This is a genomic window from Desulfobacter sp., assembly GCA_028768525.1.
Lineage (GTDB): Bacteria > Desulfobacterota > Desulfobacteria > Desulfobacterales > Desulfobacteraceae > Desulfobacter.
The window spans coordinates 814,444-833,680 of sequence record CP054837.1 but is presented as its reverse complement, the minus strand read 5'-3'; the positions used below and the strand labels follow the sequence as shown (position 1 = coordinate 833,680).

21 protein-coding genes are annotated in these 19,237 nt (G+C 54.6%); 9 read left to right on the top strand and 12 right to left on the bottom strand.

The window, feature by feature from the left end:
• Nucleotides 1-19 precede the first annotated feature (19 nt).
• The 8 genes from HUN04_03725 to HUN04_03690 all read right to left on the bottom strand — a co-directional run bounded on the left by HUN04_03725 (nt 20) and on the right by HUN04_03690 (nt 6,399).
• On the bottom strand, nt 20-241 hold the full coding sequence (locus tag HUN04_03725) for a hypothetical protein (protein WDP88891.1): 222 nt from the start codon (nt 239-241) through the stop codon (nt 20-22).
• Nucleotides 242-331: 90 nt separating this feature from the next.
• Nucleotides 332-1,948 (bottom strand): GTPase HflX, encoded by a 1,617-nt coding sequence (hflX, locus tag HUN04_03720; protein WDP88890.1) that lies wholly within the window; start codon nt 1,946-1,948, stop codon nt 332-334.
• Complete coding sequence (dnaB, locus tag HUN04_03715) at nt 1,945-3,324, bottom strand: replicative DNA helicase (GenBank protein ID WDP93149.1); 1,380 nt, start codon at nt 3,322-3,324, stop codon at nt 1,945-1,947. Before dnaB ends, hflX begins: the two co-directional genes overlap by 4 nt.
• 88 nt (nt 3,325-3,412) lie before the next feature.
• The gene (locus HUN04_03710) at nt 3,413-3,871 is read right to left on the bottom strand and encodes a 50S ribosomal protein L9 (GenBank protein WDP88889.1); all 459 of its coding nucleotides are present in this window, start codon (nt 3,869-3,871) and stop codon (nt 3,413-3,415) included.
• A 53-nt stretch (nt 3,872-3,924) separates the two neighbouring features.
• Complete coding sequence (locus HUN04_03705) at nt 3,925-4,854, bottom strand: DUF2232 domain-containing protein (protein ID WDP88888.1); 930 nt, start codon at nt 4,852-4,854, stop codon at nt 3,925-3,927.
• 28 nt (nt 4,855-4,882) lie between these two features.
• Nucleotides 4,883-5,137 (bottom strand): 30S ribosomal protein S18, encoded by a 255-nt coding sequence (locus tag HUN04_03700; GenBank protein WDP88887.1) that lies wholly within the window; start codon nt 5,135-5,137, stop codon nt 4,883-4,885.
• A 23-nt stretch (nt 5,138-5,160) separates the two neighbouring features.
• The gene (gene rpsF / locus HUN04_03695) at nt 5,161-5,631 is read right to left on the bottom strand and encodes a 30S ribosomal protein S6 (protein ID WDP88886.1); all 471 of its coding nucleotides are present in this window, start codon (nt 5,629-5,631) and stop codon (nt 5,161-5,163) included.
• A gap of 189 nt (nt 5,632-5,820) precedes the next feature.
• On the bottom strand, nt 5,821-6,399 hold the full coding sequence (locus HUN04_03690) for a hypothetical protein (GenBank protein ID WDP88885.1): 579 nt from the start codon (nt 6,397-6,399) through the stop codon (nt 5,821-5,823).
• A gap of 337 nt (nt 6,400-6,736) precedes the next feature.
• Here HUN04_03690 and HUN04_03685 point away from each other — a divergent pair, with 337 nt between their 5' ends.
• Entirely contained in the window at nt 6,737-7,720 is a 984-nt protein-coding gene (locus HUN04_03685; protein ID WDP88884.1) for an aldo/keto reductase, read from the top strand.
• A 17-nt stretch (nt 7,721-7,737) separates the two neighbouring features.
• On the opposite strand, the gene HUN04_03680 is transcribed toward HUN04_03685, so the two are convergent.
• Nucleotides 7,738-8,286, bottom strand: a complete 549-nt coding sequence (locus HUN04_03680) for a GrpB family protein (GenBank protein WDP88883.1) — start codon at nt 8,284-8,286, stop codon at nt 7,738-7,740.
• 132 nt (nt 8,287-8,418) lie between these two features.
• On the opposite strand from HUN04_03680, the gene HUN04_03675 reads away from it, so the two are divergent.
• Both HUN04_03675 and HUN04_03670 read left to right on the top strand, forming a co-directional pair.
• Nucleotides 8,419-11,019, top strand: a complete 2,601-nt coding sequence (locus HUN04_03675) for a leucine--tRNA ligase (GenBank protein ID WDP88882.1) — start codon at nt 8,419-8,421, stop codon at nt 11,017-11,019.
• A gap of 2 nt (nt 11,020-11,021) precedes the next feature.
• A complete protein-coding gene (locus HUN04_03670; protein WDP88881.1) occupies nt 11,022-11,528 on the top strand; it encodes a hypothetical protein in 507 nt (168 codons plus the stop codon).
• A gap of 95 nt (nt 11,529-11,623) precedes the next feature.
• Here HUN04_03670 and rpsT read toward each other — a convergent pair whose 3' ends face one another.
• Nucleotides 11,624-11,875 (bottom strand): 30S ribosomal protein S20, encoded by a 252-nt coding sequence (rpsT, locus tag HUN04_03665; GenBank protein ID WDP88880.1) that lies wholly within the window; start codon nt 11,873-11,875, stop codon nt 11,624-11,626.
• Between the two features lie 106 nt (nt 11,876-11,981).
• On the opposite strand from rpsT, the gene murJ reads away from it, so the two are divergent.
• Genes murJ through HUN04_03640 form a run of 5 tightly spaced genes read left to right on the top strand, consistent with a single transcriptional unit; the run spans nt 11,982 to nt 15,129 of the window.
• Nucleotides 11,982-13,520, top strand: a complete 1,539-nt coding sequence (gene murJ / locus HUN04_03660; GenBank protein WDP88879.1) for a murein biosynthesis integral membrane protein MurJ — start codon at nt 11,982-11,984, stop codon at nt 13,518-13,520.
• Nucleotides 13,517-13,834 (top strand): septum formation initiator family protein, encoded by a 318-nt coding sequence (locus HUN04_03655; protein ID WDP88878.1) that lies wholly within the window; start codon nt 13,517-13,519, stop codon nt 13,832-13,834. The genes murJ and HUN04_03655 overlap by 4 nt, the downstream gene beginning before the upstream one ends.
• Nucleotides 13,831-14,184: a hypothetical protein gene (locus HUN04_03650; protein ID WDP88877.1), complete on the top strand. Its 354-nt coding sequence runs from the start codon at nt 13,831-13,833 to the stop codon at nt 14,182-14,184. The genes HUN04_03655 and HUN04_03650 overlap by 4 nt, the downstream gene beginning before the upstream one ends.
• Nucleotides 14,181-14,702, top strand: coding sequence for a rhodanese-like domain-containing protein (locus HUN04_03645; protein WDP88876.1), 522 nt, complete (start codon nt 14,181-14,183; stop codon nt 14,700-14,702). The genes HUN04_03650 and HUN04_03645 overlap by 4 nt, the downstream gene beginning before the upstream one ends.
• On the top strand, nt 14,641-15,129 hold the full coding sequence (locus HUN04_03640) for a DoxX family membrane protein (protein WDP88875.1): 489 nt from the start codon (nt 14,641-14,643) through the stop codon (nt 15,127-15,129). The genes HUN04_03645 and HUN04_03640 overlap by 62 nt, the downstream gene beginning before the upstream one ends.
• Nucleotides 15,130-15,195: 66 nt before the next feature.
• Here the strand turns inward: HUN04_03640 and HUN04_03635 are convergent, their stop codons facing one another.
• On the bottom strand, nt 15,196-16,044 hold the full coding sequence (locus HUN04_03635; protein WDP88874.1) for a formylglycine-generating enzyme family protein: 849 nt from the start codon (nt 16,042-16,044) through the stop codon (nt 15,196-15,198).
• 185 nt (nt 16,045-16,229) lie between these two features.
• Here HUN04_03635 and HUN04_03630 point away from each other — a divergent pair, with 185 nt between their 5' ends.
• Nucleotides 16,230-16,958: a LysM peptidoglycan-binding domain-containing protein gene (locus tag HUN04_03630; protein ID WDP88873.1), complete on the top strand. Its 729-nt coding sequence runs from the start codon at nt 16,230-16,232 to the stop codon at nt 16,956-16,958.
• A gap of 115 nt (nt 16,959-17,073) precedes the next feature.
• Here the strand turns inward: HUN04_03630 and HUN04_03625 are convergent, their stop codons facing one another.
• Entirely contained in the window at nt 17,074-19,137 is a 2,064-nt protein-coding gene (locus HUN04_03625) for a methyl-accepting chemotaxis protein (GenBank protein ID WDP88872.1), read from the bottom strand.
• Between the last annotated feature and the right edge of the window lie 100 nt (nt 19,138-19,237).

Below are 19,237 nucleotides of genomic sequence, written 5' to 3'. Positions count from 1 at the left end.
TTTTAAGCCCTTATTCCTTCTAATTGGGCTTTACCGAATAATCGTTATAACTCAAAAGTTTTTCAAGCAAATCTGTTTTAGGGTGCTGGGCCTGGGTGACGCAGCATTTGATGGCGATGGCGCAATGGCCTAAACAAAGTTTGTTTTTTTTATCGTATTCCCCGAAGCAATCGGGGACGTCAATTGAATCTTCCCGGATGGGATCTTGGTCAAATATCTGGTCAAGCAGTTTTATTTCCATATGATGTCCGGTTGTCTGTGTGGGTTAATGAGTTCTTTGTAAAGTATATCCAAGGTTAGGTCAACACCAATCTGGCCTGGGCCGTTTTCCCTAAACCATGGCCTCCAGTTTTTCAACCAGGGGAGCCAGGCTCTTTTTTTCCAGGGCAGAAACCAGAAGTCCCTGGTTCAGCAGCCAGGGGTTGTCAAAATCGTTGAGGTCGGCCCGGTCCATTTTGTTGAAAACGTAAAGGGTGGGGATCTTGTCCAGTTCCAGTTTTTTAAGCAGTTTCTCCACGGAGTCCTTTTGCTGCATATACCTTGGGTTGGAGATGTCGATGACGTGGAGAATAACGTCTGCTTCGGCCAGTTCCTCCAGGGTGGCGTGGAAGGCCTCCATCAATTCCTTGGGCAGGTTCTGGATGAATCCGACGGTGTCGGTGATGATCACTTCCTTGTCCCTGGGAAAGCGCAGCCGCCGTGATGAGGGATCCAGGGTGGCAAATAGCCTGTTGGCCGCGATGATATTGCTCTGGGTCAGGGTGTTGAGCAGGGTGGATTTGCCTGCGTTGGTGTATCCCACAATGGAGATGACGGGCAGATCCCGGCGTTTGCGTCTGGATTTCTGCTGCTTGCGCTGCTTTCTTATTTTTTCGATTTCTTTTTTCAGCCGGGAAATACGGTCCCTTGCCCTGCGCCTATTTACTTCCAGCTTGGTTTCACCGGGCCCCCTGCCGCCGATGCCGCCGGTGAGGCGGGACATGGCCGTATTTTTGGTGATGAGCCGGGGCAGCATGTATTCCAGCTGGGCCAGTTCCACCTGGAATTTACCTTCCCTGGATTTGGCCTGGTTGGCAAAAATATCCAGGATGAGCTGGGTCCGGTCAATGACCTTCATCTCCACAAAATCCGTGATGGAGCGGATCTGGGAAGGGGAGAGCTCCCGGTCAAATACCAGCATGGTGGCATAGTTCTGGATGGCTTTGATGATGAGATCGGCCAGTTTGCCCTTTCCCACCACAAACTTGGGGTCAATTTTTTTTCTCCGCTGGATGGCCGTATCAATAACCCTGATGTGGCTGGTTTTGCACAGCTCTTTGAGTTCATCCATGGAGACCCAGGCATCCCTGGGGTTCTCCGTTACCGCATTGATGAGAAAGGCGTTTTCCCGTCCGGATTCAGGCCGGTGCTGCCGGTTGTGCCGGGCCAGTTCCGATTCCAGTTCAAAGATTTTGGCCCGGCAGTCGATGTCCAGGCCCTCAATGGTTGCCACCGGTTCCACCTGGTAGGGCTCGGCGTCGGGGTCGGGAAGGATGTGGGCGGAGTAGATCTTGCCTGGCCGCCCTTCCGGTGCGGGACACAGCGCCGTGATATAATCCAGGCGCAGCAGGGCAAGGTCGGTGAGGTCGTCCTGGGTCAGGGGTTCGTCGGAGAGGTGGGTGTGGACGCAGCGCAGCCCCTTGAGGCGGCCGGGCCCTGCCATATAGTCCGACGTGACCGGGATCACGATGCGGTGGGGCTCACCGGCAATGACACAGACCACTTTTCCGTTTCGGTCCAGCAGGATTCCGATCTGACGGCTGATTTCATGGCTGATGGCCGTCATTTCCTCAGCGGTCTCGGAATCTACAATAAATTCCGGCGGAGATTTAAATGTGTACAGGTCTTCGATGCGCTGGATCTGGGTTTTACGAAGCCCTTCAGTATTGCCGTAGACTATTCTTTTCATTCAAATCCCTGGTAGTGATCCGGTGCCAGCTCTTCAAATCTTGTGAATTGGCCGTTGAATATCATGTGGGCCGTGCCGATGGCACCGTTTCTGTTTTTGGCCACAATGATTTCGGCAGTTCCTTTTTTAGGATTGTCCGGTTCCTTATTATATACCTCGTCCCTGTATATAAAGGCGATGATATCAGCATCCTGCTCAATGGCGCCTGATTCCCTGAGGTCGGACATCATGGGGCGTTTGTCTGCCCGCTGTTCCAGCATACGGTTGAGCTGGGAGAGGGCGACGACGGGTACGTTGAGTTCCTTGGCCAGGGCTTTGAGGGAGCGGGAGATTTCCGCGATTTCAAGGTCTCGGCGGTCGGATCTAAAGGGGGCTTTCATCAGCTGGAGGTAGTCGATGACCACCAGGCCCAGGCCTCCGTTTTTCTGGTAGAGTTTTCTGCACTTGGCCCGCAGGTCCATCACCGAAATACCGGGGGTGTCATCGATGAAAATGGGCATTTCATTGAGAATTCCTGCCGCATCGGTGGCGTTCTGCCAGTCCTCGGGGCTGATAAACCCGGTACGCAGCCGATTGGAATCGATGCGGGCCTCAGAGGTCAGCAGCCGCATGGACAGCTGGTCACAGGACATTTCCAGGGAGAATACGGCCACGGGCTGTCGGTCGGTGAAGGCCACATTCCGTGCGATGTTCAGGGCAAAGGCCGTTTTGCCCATGGAGGGGCGGGCGGCCAGGATGATCAGGTCGGAACCGGAAAGGCCCGAGGTGATCTGGTCCAGCCTGGGATAGCCGGTTGAAAGACCGGCCAGGCCGCCGTCCTTGCCCTGCTGCTCTTCCAACTGGTCGATGTTCAGGTCGATGAGTTCGCCCAGGGACTTGAAGGCGCCGCCGGTTTTGCGTTCGGCAATCTGGAAAACAGCGGCTTCGGCCTCGTCCAGAATGTCCTTGAAATCCCCCTTGTCCTCCAGGCAGCGTTCAATGGTTTTTGACGAGGCATCGATGAGCCGCCGCAGGTCGGCCTTTCCCCTGATGATTTTTGAATAGTGGACCGCATTCACCGCCACCGGGGCGGCATCGGATATGCCGGCCAGATAGGCGGCTCCGCCGATGGCCTCCAGTTCGTCCTTTTCGTTGAGGGCGTTGGCCACGGTGATCAGGTCCACGGGGTCCTCTTTTGCCGCCAGCTCTATGATCACCCTGAAAATCTTTTTATGAGCGCCTTTGTAGAAATCTTCGGGGGTGAGGATTTCAAGGACGTCCATCAGGGTGTCATTGTTGATGAATATGGCGGACAGGAGGGATTCTTCCGCGTCAAGGTCGTGGGGCGGGGTGCGGCTGAGCAGGGGGTCGCTTTTGACTGGGTCCGGTTTTGTGATTTGTTTTTTTGCCACGGCAATCCAGGTCTAAATAAGGAAAAAACCGGCGGGCCATGTAAACAACATGGACCGCCGGCTTATGGATGAACTACTTTTCTTCTTTTTCTTCGGCAACCACGCTCACGGTGATTTCCGGCTCAACATCTTTGTACAGGCGGATGGGTACTTTGTATTCGCCTGTCTCCTTGATGGGCTCGGCCAGAAGAATAACCCGACGTTCAACCTCAATGTTCTGGGCTTCCAGGGCATCCTTGATGTCGTGGGTGGTCACGGAACCGTAAAGGTAGATTTCTTCACGGACCTTGGCCTTGATGGTGCAGGTGATGTCTTTGATTTTGTCAGCCATCTCTTCGGCCAGTTTTCTTTCCTTGGCAATCTGGAGTTCCAGTTTGGCCCGGGCCTGCTCCATTACCCGTCTGTTGGCGGGTGTGGCAAGAACCGCTTTCCCCTGGGGAAGCAGGTAGTTCCGTCCGTAACCGGCGGATACCTCGCACTCCGTGCCGGCGATACCCAGCGTATCGATGGTCTCTTTTAATATGACTTTCATTATAAACCTCCAAAATCCGGCCGTAAGGCTTTCGCCGGCCGGGTTTTAATTTATCATGCGGCTGTGTTGATCTTTCTGAAATTGATCCAGTTGTCGAAAAACCCCAGGCCGATGACCAGGATCAGTACATAGACCTGAAGTGCGATCAGGCTGTAGCAGAACACTTTAAAGGCCATTGGGGTTCCCTTTTTCTGGAAGTAAAAAGATACAACAGCAATTCCTTGAAAAAAATAAACAAGCATTAAAACGATCATACAGTTGATGCCGATGATTTTCAGGGGCTGTACCGGCAGCATCAGGGCAAGGCCCAGGCCGATCACCGCCCAGACCAGGAGTTCCGGTGCCCGGTAGCGGTTCAGGCAATCGATGCTTTTAAGTTCAACACCCCGTTTTTTGAGCATGTTTCTGATGATCAGGATGTTCAACCAGATGGTGGAAATATAGGATATAAGGAACATACCCGGCAAAATCACCATGAAGGCTGAGTTAAGCTGCTCAATCTGGCCCTGTTCAATGCCCATTTCCGAGTAGACTTCGGCGGTCATTTTAAAATAGGTGCCCAGATACTCCGTCAGGATAGCTTCCATGCCCTGTCCCTGGGTGAGGGTATACAGGAAAAAGGCGGCAAAGGCCGATCCCGTAACCAGGGCCGTGGTGTATCCGATGGTTTTCTGGATGTCCAGGTGGCGTTCCAGGCACTCGCCTAAGAACAGGCCGGTCATGAGCAAGGATCCAAAATAGAGAATATCGAATGCCAGTCCCCGTGTCATGAGCAGCAAAATGAGAAAGCTGACTGTCACGATGGCCAGCCCGCAGTTCCGTCCCACCTTGAGCCGGTAAAACAACACCGGCAGGGGCAGAAGCAACAGGGCGAATATCCCCAGCAGGGGAAAGGCCACAACCGCACCGAATATCAGGATGCAAAAGGAAATCCCTTTGAGGGTTTCCTTGATCACGGCCGGATGGGTCAGGGGTAAAGGCATGGTTTACTCTTGCGGATCCTGTGAAGTTTTAATGCATGGGGCGGCCGACAAAGGGCAGCAGGGCGATCTGACGGGACTGCTTGATGGCCAGTGCCAGCTGACGCTGGTGTTTGGCGCAGGTGCCGGTGATCCGTCTGGGAATGATTTTGCCCCGTTCGGTGATGAACTGTCTCAAGGACTTGGGGTTTTTGTAATCAATTTCCATGTTGCTGTCCACGCAGAATCTGCAGATTTTGCGGCGCTGGTAGAATCTGTTCTTTCCGCCTCTTTGACCTTTATACATAGTATCTCTCCTTCGTAAATGAATTATTCCTGGGTGTCGGCTGCTTCGGCTTCTTCAGCAGGGGCTTCAGCTTCTTCGCTCGCTTCGGCAGGTGCTTCCTCGGCTTCTTCTTCAGCCTGGGCTGCTTCCTCGGCTTTGGCTGCTTCTTCTGCAGCTTCGGCTTCCTTGGCGTCTGCAAGCTCCTGTTCAAGGGATTCGGCAGTGACGTTGTCGGAAAGAAGGATGGTCATGAACTTCATGATGTCGTCGCTGAGACGGAGGTTTCTTTCAAGCTCTTTTACCAGGTCACCGGTTCCGCCGTAGGTCAGGCAGGTATAGTAACCGCGGAGTTTTTTCTTGATTTCATAGGCCAGCTTTTTGCTGCCCCATTCGTCACAGTCTAAAAGAATACCGTTTTCTCTGGCAATGATATTTCTGATTTTATCAAACAGTTCGGCACGTGTTTGATCCTGAAGATCAGGGTCAGAAATAATTACAGTTTCATATTTCCTCATTTTTTCTCCTTGCGGATATAAAGCCCCGTCCGCTGTTTCGGCCCGGAGCAAGGATTAATACATGAATCACCTGCCTGTCAGGTGATTTCAAAACCATCTCTTATATCATTCGTCGGGGATTTGGTCAAGTTGAATTATTATTGGAAAATCAATGGCATGGGATGGCAGAAAGCCTGGAATCGTACCATATCAACTCTGTTTAAAGAGGATCAGGTCCCGGTGTCCCCCCTTGAAAAGCAGGGCGTCGTCGGTGATAAATTCAAATTGCCTTGAGCGTCCCCCGGGCAGCGCCTGGGGGGTAAATGTGATGCTGTCCGGATCGGCAGCCGGCTCAAACTCATATCTGCCGGTTTCGATTTCGTCTCCGGCCTGGCGGACAAATCGCCCGTCGGGTTCAAATGTAAACACCACTGCGGACTCATGGTTGGTGTCCAGGCCGTACCACCTGCCTGCAATTTTTTGTGCCAGGCTCGTGCCGGATGCGCCTTTGCCCGGCATGATGCCGGCAATGTATTCTTTTATTTTTGCAGATACTGTTTTGCCGCTTTCCAGCCATATCTGTACGGTTTTGAGCCGGGGCTTGTTTTTATTGAAGAAAACCACGCCGTTGCCCGCGGGTTTATAGGTCTGGCCGCTGTCGGCCATCTCCTGTATCTCTTCGTTCCACACATCTTCGCTTTTTGCTGCCGGCTGGTTCGTTGCCGCAGTGCATCCGGCAAAAAGCAGGGTCATAAAGCCAAATATTAAAATGTCTGTGACGCGTTTCATACCTCGTTTCCGTTCTTTTGGTGAACCATGCCCGGACCGGTAAGATCCCGGATCCATACCTGGAATTTATTATACCAGCCCGTGGAAAATAGCAACCGTTGCCGGCGTGTGCTCCCAATCTAATCATAGCTGAATATCCTTGGCTTTTTTGTATTAAATCTATGGGATTGTGTTACAAAATGTTTCTGCGGTATTGTGTTGCCGCGAGACACCCGGGCCGAATGGGGGAGGCCGCCGGCCGGAAAATGATGGCAGGCAACTGTTGAAACAGCTTCTTGCCCCGGCGGGCAGCAAGTTGTATGGGAACGAGGGCATGGCAATTGTTGGGAGGAACAGGATGAAATATCGAGTGTTGGGAAAGGGGCATTTGCAGGTATCTGCGATGGGGCTGGGGTGCTGGGGCATGTCCCACGCCTATGGCAGGGCCGATGAGGGGGAGTCCATTGCCACGGTCAACCGCTGCCTGGATCTGGGGATTAATTTCTTGGATACGGGGGATGTCTACGGGGACGGGCATAATGAAAGGCTCATCGGAAGGGTGCTCCGGAGCAGGCGCAAAGAGGCCGTGGTGGCAACCAAGTTTGGGTTTGTGGGGGATGAGAAGGGGAATGTGGCTGTCTGCGGCCGGCCCGGGTACGTGGTACGGGCCTGTGAGGCCAGTCTGCGCCGGCTGGGGATCGATGAGATAGACCTTTACTATATGCATCGCCTGGACCCCGATGTGCCGGTGGAGGAGACCGTGGGCGCCATGGCTGACCTGGTGCGGCAGGGGAAGGTCCGGTTCCTCGGGTTGTCCGAGGTGTCTGCCGGGATTCTCCGGCGGGCCTGTGCGGTTCATCCGGTGACGGCGATCCAGTCAGAATATTCCCTCTGGCACAGGGCGGTGGAAAAAGAGATTCTTCCGGCCTGCCGTGAGCTTAAGGTTTCTTTGGTGGCATTCAGCCCCTTGGGCCGAGGGGCGCTTACCGGAAATGTGGCGGATACCAGCCGTTTGGAAAATACCGATTACAGGCGGCAGATCCCCAGATTCGCGCCCGGGAATATGGCGGAAAACCTGGCGGCCATGGAAGGGGTATGGCAGGCGGCCCGGGAAATGGGGATCACCCCGGCCCAGCTTTCCCTTGCCTGGCTGTTGTCCCGGGGCGGGGAGGTGGTGCCCATACCCGGAATGAAACGCAGAGGGTATATTGATGAAAACCTGGCCGCCGTGGGAATGCCACTGCCCGGCAATCTCATTGAGGCCCTGGATGCCCTGGACGGCCAGATTCAGGGTGGCAGGCATAACGAGTACAACCTGCGGTTTGTTGACGGCGGGGGGTGACTCCTGCGGCAGTGCATCTAATCCGCCAGGCGGGCCCGGATGAAGTCTGTCTTTGCCTGGGTGTAGGTTTCCCGGTCGGTTCTGTATCTGCGGGCCAAGCTCCTTTTCAGGGTTTCGTAGTCCCGGGCGGCGGCCCGGTCTGCCCTGAGGATGTCCCTGAACCGGATCATCTCCTCAAGCTTGGGAAAACCGGGGCTGCCCATATGGATATGGAAGGATGGGATTTCCATGCCCGCCGGTGTATACCCCTTGACCATCATGAGGTGGCTCTGTTCCTTCATGTGGATATATCCCTCGTCTTCCATGGCGGCAATGATTGAGGCGCGGTTGGCAGGCGTGTCAACGATCTCAATGAGGATATCAATGGTGGGTTTAGCCGCCAGACCCGGCACCGCAGTGGAGCCGACATGTTCAATCCTGCCGCAGATTTTTTGTTTCAGAAGCCTTGTCAGACGCTGTTTTTCCCGGGTGAATATCTGTGGCCACTCCGGCTGCGCCCTGGTGATGATAACGGGGAAAAGCCGGCCCAGTTCCGCCGGGGTCAGTTTGTGCAGGTTTGTTGTCATGGGGGGCAGTATACCCCCGAATCGAAAATTAATCCAAAAGCTTTGTGTGCCGCCCTTGCTATTTGATCCGGCATATGGCATCTAATAGAGTTTACTATTGAATAATAGATGTTTTCGAAAGGAATTTGAATAATGGAGGAACGGTATAACCCGGCCGAGGTAGAACCCAAATGGCAGGATTACTGGAATAAAAATCAGCTTTTCAAGGTTTCCGAAGATAGGTCCAAAGAAAAATACTATCTTCTGGAAATGTTTCCGTATCCGTCGGGTAAGATCCATATCGGCCATGTGCGCAATTACACCATCGGCGACGTGGTGGTCCGGTACAAGCGGATGAAGGGGTTCAATGTCATTCATCCCATGGGATGGGACGCCTTTGGGATGCCTGCGGAAAATGCGGCCATCGACAACAACACCCATCCGGCGGCCTGGACCTATGAGAATATCAGGGCCATGCGGGCCCAGCTCAAAAAGATGGGTTTTTCCTACGACTGGGACCGGGAAATCGCCACCTGCCGGCCCGAATATTATCGATGGGAGCAGTGGCTCTTTTTAAAAATGCTTGAAAAGGGCATGGCCTACCGCAAGGAGTCCTATGTCAACTGGTGTGAAAAATGCCAGACCGTCCTGGCCAACGAGCAGGTGGAACAGGACTGCTGCTGGCGCTGTTCACAGCCCGTAGAGCAGAAAAAACTCTGGCAGTGGTTTTTTAAAATCACCGATTATGCCGAGGACCTCCTGGTCTATTGCGATAAGCTGCCCGGATGGCCGGACAAGGTCACGACCATGCAGAAAAACTGGATCGGCAAAAGCATCGGTGCTGAGCTCAAGTTCAAGATCGACGGCAGGGACGAGGACCTCAACGTCTTTACCACCCGGCCGGACACAGTGTTCGGCGCCACCTTCATGTGTCTGGCCCCGGAGCATCCCCTGGTGGAGGAATTGTCCAGGGGAACGGAACAGGAAGACGCCGTGGCCGCCTTTGTGGAAAAGGTGTCCAAGCAGGAACGTTCCGCCGACGGCATTGAAAAATATGAAAAAGAAGGGGTGTTCACCGGCGCCCACTGCATCAATCCGGCCACCGGCGAGAAAATCCCCATCTACACGGCCAACTTCGTGCTCATGGAGTACGGCACCGGTGCCATCATGTCCGTGCCCTGCGGCGACCAGCGTGACTTTGAATTTGCAAAAAAATATGGCCTTGAAATCCGCATCGTGGTTCAGCCCCAGGGAGAAACTCTGGATCCAGCCACCATGACCGAGGCCTTTTCCGGCCGCGGGGTGATGGTAAATTCCGGAAAGTTCGACGGCATGGACAGCGAAGAGGCTCTGGAAACCATCACCAACTGGCTGGACGAGGAAGGCCGGGGTAAAAAAGCAATTTCCTACCGCCTCCGGGACTGGGGCATTTCCCGCCAGAGATACTGGGGGGCACCCATCCCGGTGATCCACTGTCCCTCCTGCGGCGTGGTGCCTGTGCCGGAATCCGACCTGCCCATCACGCTTCCCGAGGATGCCAATCTGCTTGAAAAGGGCGGCTCCCCCCTGCCCACCCTGGACTATTTTGCCCAGGCCACCTGTCCGGCCTGCGGCAGGGAAGATGCCCGCCGGGATACCGACACCATGGACACTTTTGTGGAGTCCTCCTGGTATTACCTGAGATACTGCTCTCCCCGGTACGACCAGGGCATGTTCGATCCCGAGGCTGTGAAATACTGGGCCCCGGTTGACCAGTACATCGGCGGTGTGGAGCATGCGGTACTCCATCTGCTCTATTCCCGCTACTTCATGCGGGTGCTCAATACCCTGGGCCTGATTGATTTTAAAGAGCCCTTTACCCGCCTGCTCACCCAGGGCATGGTCTGCAAGGAAACCATGACCTGCCCGGAACACGGCTTCCTCTTCCCGGAAGAGGCCGAGAAAAAAGGCGAGGGCCTGGGCTGCACCCGCTGCGGCAGCGATGTGGAAGTGGGCCGGGTGATCAAGATGTCCAAGTCCAAGAAAAACGTGGTGGATCCCAACGCCCTGCTGGAGCAGTATGGCGCCGACGTAACCCGGCTGTTCTGCCTCTTTGCGGCACCGCCCGAGCGGGATCTGGAATGGAGTGAGGACGGGGTGGAAGGCTCCAACCGCTTTGTCAACCGGGTGTGGCGGCTGGCCATCAATTGCATGGAAAAGATGCAGGGTGTCGCCCCTTACACTGGGCCGGCCGGCGACCTGAAATCCGGCGCTGCCAAGGATCTGTACATTAAGGCCAACCAGACCATCCAAAAGGTGACCAACGACATTGACGACAGTTTCCATTTTAATACGGCCATCTCCGCTGTAATGGAACTGGTCAACGCCATGTATGCCGTTGATATTGAAAAGGCCGACAATGAGACGCGTGCGGTACTTTGGTTCAGTCTGGAAAATGTACTCCTGCTTCTCTCTCCCATTGTTCCCCATTTCTGCGAAGAACTCTTCCGGCGCATGGGGCACGAAGGCTCCATAATAGAGCAGTCCTGGCCGGAATTCCGGGAGGACTCGTTGACCTCGGACGAGATGCTGGTAGTGGTCCAGGTGAACGGGAAGCTCCGGGCAAAATTCAACACCGGCGCGGATACGGATGAGGAAGAGATCAAGAAGATGGCATTGGCCGATGACCGGATAGTAAAATATGTCGAGGGCAAGGCGGTCAGAAAGATGATCGTCATCCGGAAAAAACAAACCCTTGTAAACATCGTGGTGTAAAGATGAAAACACTGAAACTGGGGATTGCAGTGCTGTTGATCATGGTGGTGGCCGCAGGGTGCGGCTACCGCCTGGCCGGCGGCGGATATGTAAACGAAAATGTGACCCGGGTGACCGTGGGCGTATTTGAAAACAGGAGTTCCGAACCCGGTGCCGGGGTCAGCTTTACCAATGAACTGATCCGTGAAATCACGTCTAAAACCGATACACGGGTGGTGGATGAGGCTGGCCGGAAGATTGCCGGGACGGTGAAATCCATTACATTCGCAACCCTGTCCCGGTCGTCCTCCACCAGTGTGACGGAGCGCCGGGTGACGGCGGTGGTGGATGTGAAGCTCATCGACGCCGAGGGTGAGATTCTCTGGTCGGTAAAGGATTTTTCCGCCCAGGAATCCTATGATGTGTCAGACAATTCGGTAGAGGATGAGGCGGATAAGCGCCAGGCTGTGGAGACCATTGCCCAGCGCGTGGCAGAACGTCTTGTCAGCCGGATGACCAGCAATTTCTAAAAACGCCACAGGCGTATATCTGGTAAACCAGATATACGCCTGTGCTGTATTTCTGTCTGGACCGGCTGTGCTAATCTAGGCCGAAACGCGCGTTCTTAAGCGTTTACAAGTTTGAAAAGTCTTGAAATCTTTCTGGAAGCGGTTTTCTTGTGAACAATGCCTTTTTTGGCTGCTTTGTGAATGGCAGACTGGGTCTGCTTCATCAGCTCTTCGGTGGCTTCACCGGCCTCTTTTGCTGCACGCAGCTTTTTTTCCAGGGTTTTGAGGTTGGTTTTTACGGATTTGTTTCTCATCCGTCTAACCTGACTTTGTTTTGCACGTTTCTTTGCGGATTTATGGTTAGCCAACTTGGTCTAGCTCCTTCATAAATTTATAAATTATTAATAATATTAAACCATATTTCAAATTCGATAAAATATACGGATTAATGGGATTTGTCAAGGAAAAGCTGGAGTGATTTTTTTTAGAAAGGCGGCCTCCGTCAGCAGTATAACATTGATTTCAAGGGTTCTGGGGATGGTGAGGGATGCCCTTATTGCATTCGTTTTCGGTGCCTCCCCGGCATCGGACGCTTTTTTCATTGCCTTCAGGCCCTTTGACCTTGCCCGAAAAATGATGGCCGACGGAATTCTTAGCATCTCCTTTATACCGGTATTTTCAGGGGTGATGGCAAGGGAAGGAAAGGAAAATGCCGTATCCATGTTCCTGTCCGCCTGTTTTTTGGTTTCCTTATTTGCGGCCGTCCTGGTCGTGGTGGGGATCTATCTGGCCCCCCTGGTCATTGGGATACTGGCACCGGGGTATGCCCAGGGGAGCTATGCTCAGACCCTGTCTGTGCTGCTGTTGAAACTCATGCTGCCTTATATGGGGGTGATTTTTATGGTTGCCCTGTCCATGGGGGTTCTCAATTCCCTGGGCAATTTTATCGTACCCGCGGCCACCCCCATCATTCTGAATCTTTGCGTCATCACCGCCACCTTGTTTCTTGCGGATCGTTTTTCACCTCCGGTGTCGGTGCTTGCGGCCGGGGTGACCGCAGGAGGGCTGGTTCAGCTGGCCTTCCAGCTACCCTGGCTGCGGCGCGCCGGGATGCTGGATTACCGGCGGTTCGTTTTTTTGCATCCCGGGGTGGTCCGTACCCTTAAAACGCTGCTGCCTTCGGTTGTCGGGGCGGCGGCATTCCAGATCAATATGCTGGTGGCCGGTCTGCTGGCATCCAAACTGGCCCCGGGGGCGGTCTCCTGCCTTTATTATGCCGAGCGTCTGGTGCAATTCCCCCTGGCCCTGTTTGCCGCCTCTGTGGCGACGGTCTTTCTCCCCTTGCTCTCGGGAAAGGCCGCAGTCCAGAATATGGACGGCGTCCGGCCGGCATTTGACATGGGGGTCCGGCTGGTCGTTTTTTTGACCATCCCGGCCATGGCCGGGATGATGGCGCTGAACCGTCCCATTGTCAGCCTTTTGTTCGGCCGGGGGGCTTTTGACGCAGGGGCTGCCGCCCAGACAGGGGATTGCCTTTTCTGGCTCTGTGCCGGACTCTGGGCCATGGCCGGCACCCGGCTCTTTGTGACCTTCTATTTTGCCCTTGCCAATGTCCGGCTGCCCTTTTTTGCCGGCCTTGGGGCCATCTGCACCAACCTGGTGCTGGGGGTATTTCTGGGCCGGGCCTTGGGCGTGACCGGACTGGCCCTGTCCGTGGCCATCTCCGCCGGTGCCGGATTCTTTATTCTCGCTCTGTGCGCCCCTGTGGACGCCGGGTTGAAACCCTTATGGGTTTGTGCTTGCAGAGCGCTTTTTATCTCTGGTATAATGGCGTTTCTTGTTCGGCGGATCTGGATGCTCTGGGCCGCATGGATGCCTGAAACGGTTTTGACCCAGGGTTTGGGACTTGCCGTTGCCATTGCTGCAGGCGTTCTGTTTTTCTTCGGAGGGGCCGGGCTGGCGGCAAAGCAGGATGTAAACCTATTGAAAAAGGTAGTTTCCCAAAGAATATGACCACCATTGAAAAGATCGGCCTTTATCTGGGGATCGGAATCGTCCTTTTGATTTTAGGCCTGATTTTTTTTTCCACCAACGGGGTGATGGACTACCGGGCCTTGACTGAGAAGGAAGCCAGGATCACTGCCCGGGTCCGGAAGGAATCCCAGGAGAATAAAAGAATAGAAAAAGAGATCAACCGCCTTAAGCATGATCTGGAATATATCCGGCACAAGGCCAGGCATGACCACGGTATGGCCGCGCCGGACGAACTGATTTTCAAACATCAATCAACTATAAAGGACCCCAATCCAAAGGACCTTTTGCCATGACAGAACAATTTGCCAGTATTGAGTTGGCCCGTTTGTATGAATCCCAGGGGTATCTGGATGACGCCCTTGCCATGTACCGGACACTTACCCATGAGGGTGGCGATGCGGCTATGGTTTCCGAGGCCGAGGAGGCTGTGACCCGGCTGGAGGAACAGCTGTCGGAATCCCGGGGCACTCCGCCTGATACCGCCCCGCTTCCCGAAATGGAAGGGATGGATATCCAGGAGGGGAGGAAGGAGCCTGAATCCGAGCAGGAAAAAAGGATGGCCGCGCTGTTGGAAAAATGGCTGATGCTCATGGTTGTCCAAAAGCGGGTAAATGTGTTCAAGGCCATCCGGGCGAGATTATGATCCGGACCGGACGCTGGAATGCCGCCATGAATATGAAGGATATCCGGGGCTGCCTGTCCATAATGCTGGCTGCATTTTTCTTGGGATTCGGGATCAACACCTTTTCTCCGGCGGGCATCCCCCTGGTCGGCCAGTGGGATAAGACGGCCGGGGTGATCATGGCCGGCTCCAACAGCGATGATGCGGTCCATGCCAGGGAAATCAACAATCCCCTCAAGGTGAAGCGGATGATTGATTCGGGCCTTGTGGTGCTGGTGGATGTGCGGCGGCCCGATATGTACAGCCAGGGGCATCTGCCGGGTGCCTTGTCCTATCCCCTGAGTGAATATGACCAGATCATAGGCCGGTTTTTGGAAACCGTGGAAAAGGATGCTCCTCTTCTTTTGTACTGTGCCGGCGTGACCTGCCGGGACAGTCATACATTCGGTGCCCGGCTGATGAAACTGGGGTACACCGATGTGTCGGTGTATGCCGGCGGATACAGCGAATGGCAGGAGATGGAATTTGAATTGGAATAAGTCAACGGGGAAGGTGGTGACCTGGGCCCTGCGTCTGGCACTGGGCGTTTCCTTTATCTGGGCCTCCTGGCACAAAATCCTTGCACCGGACCAGTTTGCCCTGATTCTTTACGGCTACGGGGTCTTTCCCGGGGCCTTGATCAATCTGCTGGCCATCTTTGTGCCCTTTGTGGAACTTCTGGCTGGCATCTGTCTGATCACCGGGCTTTACAAGCGGCCTGGCCTTATCCTGATAAATGCCATGCTGGCCTGCTTTATCATCATCATCGGATTCAACCTTGCCCGTGGTCACCAGTTTGACTGCGGATGCTTTTCCTTTGCCGACACCAAGGATACGGCCAGTGCCGTGGGGCTGCTGGTCAGGGATATACTTATGCTGGGCGCCGGTCTCTTTCTCCGGACAAGATTCTCCAAAGAGTCCGCCTAAGAGCGGCCTTTGCTTCCCTGCAACCGATCCCGGCCCCGGGACGGGGCGAAACCGGATAGATATAGTTTATCTCATTCTGACGACCCTGAAGCCCAGGCTGTTCCTGCGGGCAATGGGTTTATAGTAGGTCCGGTATGCGGCCCGCTGGTATTTGGCGGTCTGGTACCATCCCCCGCCCCGGACCACCCGGCGCTCCCCCTTTGTTTCCAGGGGATTTTTTATTCCGTCCACATAGGTCCGGGTGATGACTCCGACTTTGGCCTTTAATATGCTGCGCCATTCACAGGCATCCTGGACCCATTCCTGGACATTTCCGTGCATGTCGTACAGTCCCCAGCGGTTGGGCTTGAGCAGTCTGACCGGGTGGGGTTTGAAGTCCCGGGCCGGGTCTGCAAGGCCGGAATTGTAACAGTACCATGCCGTTTTCACCAGGGCGGGTTCCGGTTCATTGCATGAAAAGGTGGTCACAGGCCCGGAGGAAAAGGCCGTGGTGCTCCCCGCCCGGCAGGCATATTCCCATTCCGCCTCCGTCGGCAGCCGGTACTTGGTGGTGCCTTCCCACTTGTTGAGATAATCTATAAAGGCCACGGCGTCGTTCCAGGAAACCGAATCCACGGGGTAGGCACTGCCCAGCTTAAAGGCGGAGGGGTTGGGGGAAACCAGGCGGTTCCACTGGCCCTGGGTGACTTCGGTTTCTCCCATGTAAAAGCTTTTGCTGATGGTGACCCTGTGTTGCTTTTCATTCCAGTTTCGGCCCTTTTCGCTTTTTGGGCTGCCCATTAAAAAAGAGCCGGCAGGGATGAGTACAAAGCGCATGCCCAGCTTGTTGGTGAATACGCTCTGGGCCCCGGCAGCGGCGGACATGGAAAAGAGCAAGGCGGTCAGTGCAATGAAGAATGGAACCGGTTTAGACATATTGGCTATTCCTGACGATTGTTTAGGTTATCTTTGGATTTGACTCTACCACACCTAAAACACGGGGTTCAATGATTTTATCCTCTGTTAAAAAAGGTTGGAAAAGCCGGTTATGACTTGAAAAAAAAAGGCAAGGTGATATGAAGGTATAACAATATCATTTTCTTTGTACAGGAGCACCAGGGATGAAACCAAAAGCCAAACCCGAATCTAAGATACCCACCACCGGGAGAAATACCAATCAGAAAAAAAAGGTGAAGAATCCGGGCGGCTTTGATCTGGGCGGATCATTGCTGAAAATGAATGAATTCACCCTGATCATGGTCGGCGCCCTGGTGGTGACCGTACTTGTATTCTTTTTATTTTTCAGGTCCCCGGACCCCGATGACAGGGGCAGGGAAGATACCCTTGGCGCCGCCCCGCAGCCGGCTGTTGCGGCAGATCCCAGGATGGAGCAGCGGATTGCCGACCTGGAGGTCTCCCTGTCACGGCTTGCCGCGTCCTCGCCCATGCCGGAGGCCCCGGTCCAGGGAGATGCCAAAGCGGTTTCCGACTTGGACCAGCGGGTCACCCGGCTGGAACGTGCCATGACCTTGAAACTGGATGGATTGATGGACCGCCTGGCAAAGATGGAAAAACGGGTGGCCGCTTTGAAGCAGGCCCCGGCAGCCGTAAAACCCGCAGCCAAGCTACCCAAGCCGGTGGCCGCGGTTTCCCAGAAGGCGCCCCTGAAAAAGAAAGCGGTGCAGACAACGAAAAAGAAAAAAACAAATATTTTTCATACCGTAAAAAAAGGGGAGACCCTCTGGTCTATTTCCCAGAAATACAAGACCTCCGTCGCTGCGCTCAGAAAGCTCAACAATATGACGGCAAAGGACAATATTTATCCCGGGAATAATATCCTGGTCCGCTGATGTGATCTCCCGGCCCCGTTACCGCCCAATAAAAAACCGGCCCCGGACGCTGCTGCGCCCGGGGCCGGTTGTATTTTCACCGCTTGTTTCCTCTTCGATGGAACGGCCTTTTTGGTTATAGCCGGAAATGCCCGATCATTTCCCTGAGCTGGACCGAAAGCTGTGTAAGCTCGGCGGACTGGTCTCTCACCTGGAAGCTGGTCTGGGAGATTTCCCCTGAGGCCTGGCTGATTTCGGCGATCTGACCGGCAATCTCTCCTGAAACCTGGGTACTCTGGGTGATGCTGCCATTCACCTCCTGGATACCGTTGGATATTTCCGTCACATTGGATGCGATTTCCCCGGTGGTGGCGGCCTGTTCCTCCACGGCCACGGCAATGGTTGAAACAATATTGTCGATATCAATGATTACCTGGGCAATGTCTTCTATCTCAAGCACAGACTCACTGGTGGACGTCTGGATGGCGTCTATATTTCCTTTGATCTGCCGGGTGGCCTCGGCGGTCTGGGCGGCCAGTGTCTTGATTTCCCCGGCAACCACGGCAAATCCTTTGCCAGCCTCGCCGGCCCGGGCCGCCTCAATGGTGGCGTTGAGGGCAAGCAGGTTGGTCTGCTCGGAAATCTCGGTGATGGCTGCGGTCACTTTGTCAATATCCCGGGCAGCACTTCCCAGGGCCCTGACCTTTTCCGTGGTCATTTTGGCCTGGTCTGCGGCCTGGGCCGTGACGGTCCTGGCGTTTTCTGAGTTTTTGGCGATTTCATTGATGGTTGCGGTCATCTCTTCGGTGGCCGATGCCACCAGGTCGATATTGGCGGCGGATTGTTCCGTTGCCGCGGCCACAGCCGACATGCCGGCGTTCAACTCTTCTGCTGCGGCCGCCACCTGGGCGGATGAGGCCGAGGATTGTTCTGCTGAGGCGGCCATCTGACTGGAGGCGGCTGACAGGCTGCCCGAGGCATCGGTCAGGGTCTCCACCCCGCCGGATACTTTTTTCACCATTCCCCCGAGGCTGCCCACCATTTTGTTCAGGGCGGCGGACAGGGTGCCGATTTCATCATTGGACTTTATCTCAAGGGTCCGGCTCAGGTCTCCCCCGGACATGGTTTCTGCAAAATCCACCCCTTTTTTGAGCTGTCTTATAATATAACCGGTGATCAGGTAGACGGTGACCATGAGGATCACCAGGGCCCCCATGCCGATGCCGGCACTGAGGTACATGATGGCATTGGCCTTTTGAAAAATGATATCCCGGGGCACATTGGCCATTACCGCCCAGGGGGTGGCCGTATTGCCAATGGTTACGGGGACGCAGATACGGATGAATTCGGCGTCTGCGGTTTTAGAACTGCTTCTGGTCGTGAAACCGGTGCCGGCGTTAATATCTTTGAGAAAGGGGGTAACCCAGGGGTCGGTGTCCACCATGGGCTTGCCCAGGCGTCCGGATTTGGGATGGGCGACATAACTGCCGTTGTTGGCAATGACAGCCACATAGCCGGTTTCATAAATTTGAATTCCCTTGACCATTTCCTGAAAGGTTTTCAGTGCGATATCAATCCCTGCAACCCCCATGGTTCTCCCGTTCACCTGAATGGGAACGGCAAGGGTGGCCAGAAGGAATTTGTCCCCGTCCTGTTCCCATTCATAGGGGTCGAGAATGGTTTCCCGGCCGGTTTTCATGGGAGACAGGTAATAGTCTCCGGTGCCGGGGATGTCATAGTCCGCACAGACTCCGAAATTGGAAGAGGTGCCGAAGCGGTCCGCAAGGAATGCCAGGCGCCCGGTTGCATCGTGGAACTCGGTGTTGGCGTATTCAGTGTCCAGGCCGTCAAAGGCATTGGGTTCCCAGACTGTCCACACACCGATAAATGCGGGGTTTCTTTTCAGGATCTGCTTGAGCATTTCTGCTACAAGGTCCCGTCCAGTGGGATCGGCGGCCTTTTTCATACCTTCCAGGGCCTCTGCCAGGGTCCGGGCGGCTTCCATGCCCTTTTCAATCTGGATCTTGACTTCTCCGCCGTACCGGTATGCGGTCTGGGTGGCGTTTTCAAGGGCGTCGGTTTCCGCCATCTCTTTGGCCCTTCCCACCACAACGGCGATGGTGACGGCAAATGCCAGCAGGGTCACCAGGCATATGGGCGTTAAAAATTTGGTTTTCAAAGAACTCTTTTTATTAAACATCGTTGATTTCCCTTTTAAATTACATAACGGACCGGTGCCGGGCAAAAAAAAAACGGATGCCCTTAGGAGCAACCGTTGCAGGAATTGGCAGTATTATCAG

What these genes read in the sequence shown, in the direction of transcription:
- hflX (WDP88890.1), bottom strand. Translation starts at nt 1,948, where the DNA reads ATGAAAAGAATAGTCTACGGCAATACTGAAGGGCTTCGTAAAACCCAG.
- rpsF (WDP88886.1), bottom strand. Translation starts at nt 5,631, where the DNA reads ATGAGGAAATATGAAACTGTAATTATTTCTGACCCTGATCTTCAGGAT.
- HUN04_03625 (WDP88872.1), bottom strand. Translation starts at nt 19,137, where the DNA reads ATGTTTAATAAAAAGAGTTCTTTGAAAACCAAATTTTTAACGCCCATA.
- HUN04_03700 (WDP88887.1), bottom strand. Translation starts at nt 5,137, where the DNA reads ATGTATAAAGGTCAAAGAGGCGGAAAGAACAGATTCTACCAGCGCCGC.
- HUN04_03690 (WDP88885.1), bottom strand. Translation starts at nt 6,399, where the DNA reads ATGAAACGCGTCACAGACATTTTAATATTTGGCTTTATGACCCTGCTT.
- HUN04_03675 (WDP88882.1), top strand. Translation starts at nt 8,419, where the DNA reads ATGGAGGAACGGTATAACCCGGCCGAGGTAGAACCCAAATGGCAGGAT.
- HUN04_03725 (WDP88891.1), bottom strand. Translation starts at nt 241, where the DNA reads ATGGAAATAAAACTGCTTGACCAGATATTTGACCAAGATCCCATCCGG.
- HUN04_03630 (WDP88873.1), top strand. Translation starts at nt 16,230, where the DNA reads ATGAAACCAAAAGCCAAACCCGAATCTAAGATACCCACCACCGGGAGA.
- HUN04_03650 (WDP88877.1), top strand. Translation starts at nt 13,831, where the DNA reads ATGACAGAACAATTTGCCAGTATTGAGTTGGCCCGTTTGTATGAATCC.
- HUN04_03645 (WDP88876.1), top strand. Translation starts at nt 14,181, where the DNA reads ATGATCCGGACCGGACGCTGGAATGCCGCCATGAATATGAAGGATATC.
- HUN04_03635 (WDP88874.1), bottom strand. Translation starts at nt 16,044, where the DNA reads ATGTCTAAACCGGTTCCATTCTTCATTGCACTGACCGCCTTGCTCTTT.
- HUN04_03685 (WDP88884.1), top strand. Translation starts at nt 6,737, where the DNA reads ATGAAATATCGAGTGTTGGGAAAGGGGCATTTGCAGGTATCTGCGATG.
- HUN04_03655 (WDP88878.1), top strand. Translation starts at nt 13,517, where the DNA reads ATGACCACCATTGAAAAGATCGGCCTTTATCTGGGGATCGGAATCGTC.
- HUN04_03705 (WDP88888.1), bottom strand. Translation starts at nt 4,854, where the DNA reads ATGCCTTTACCCCTGACCCATCCGGCCGTGATCAAGGAAACCCTCAAA.
- HUN04_03670 (WDP88881.1), top strand. Translation starts at nt 11,022, where the DNA reads ATGAAAACACTGAAACTGGGGATTGCAGTGCTGTTGATCATGGTGGTG.
- HUN04_03710 (WDP88889.1), bottom strand. Translation starts at nt 3,871, where the DNA reads ATGAAAGTCATATTAAAAGAGACCATCGATACGCTGGGTATCGCCGGC.
- HUN04_03640 (WDP88875.1), top strand. Translation starts at nt 14,641, where the DNA reads ATGTGTCGGTGTATGCCGGCGGATACAGCGAATGGCAGGAGATGGAAT.
- HUN04_03680 (WDP88883.1), bottom strand. Translation starts at nt 8,286, where the DNA reads ATGACAACAAACCTGCACAAACTGACCCCGGCGGAACTGGGCCGGCTT.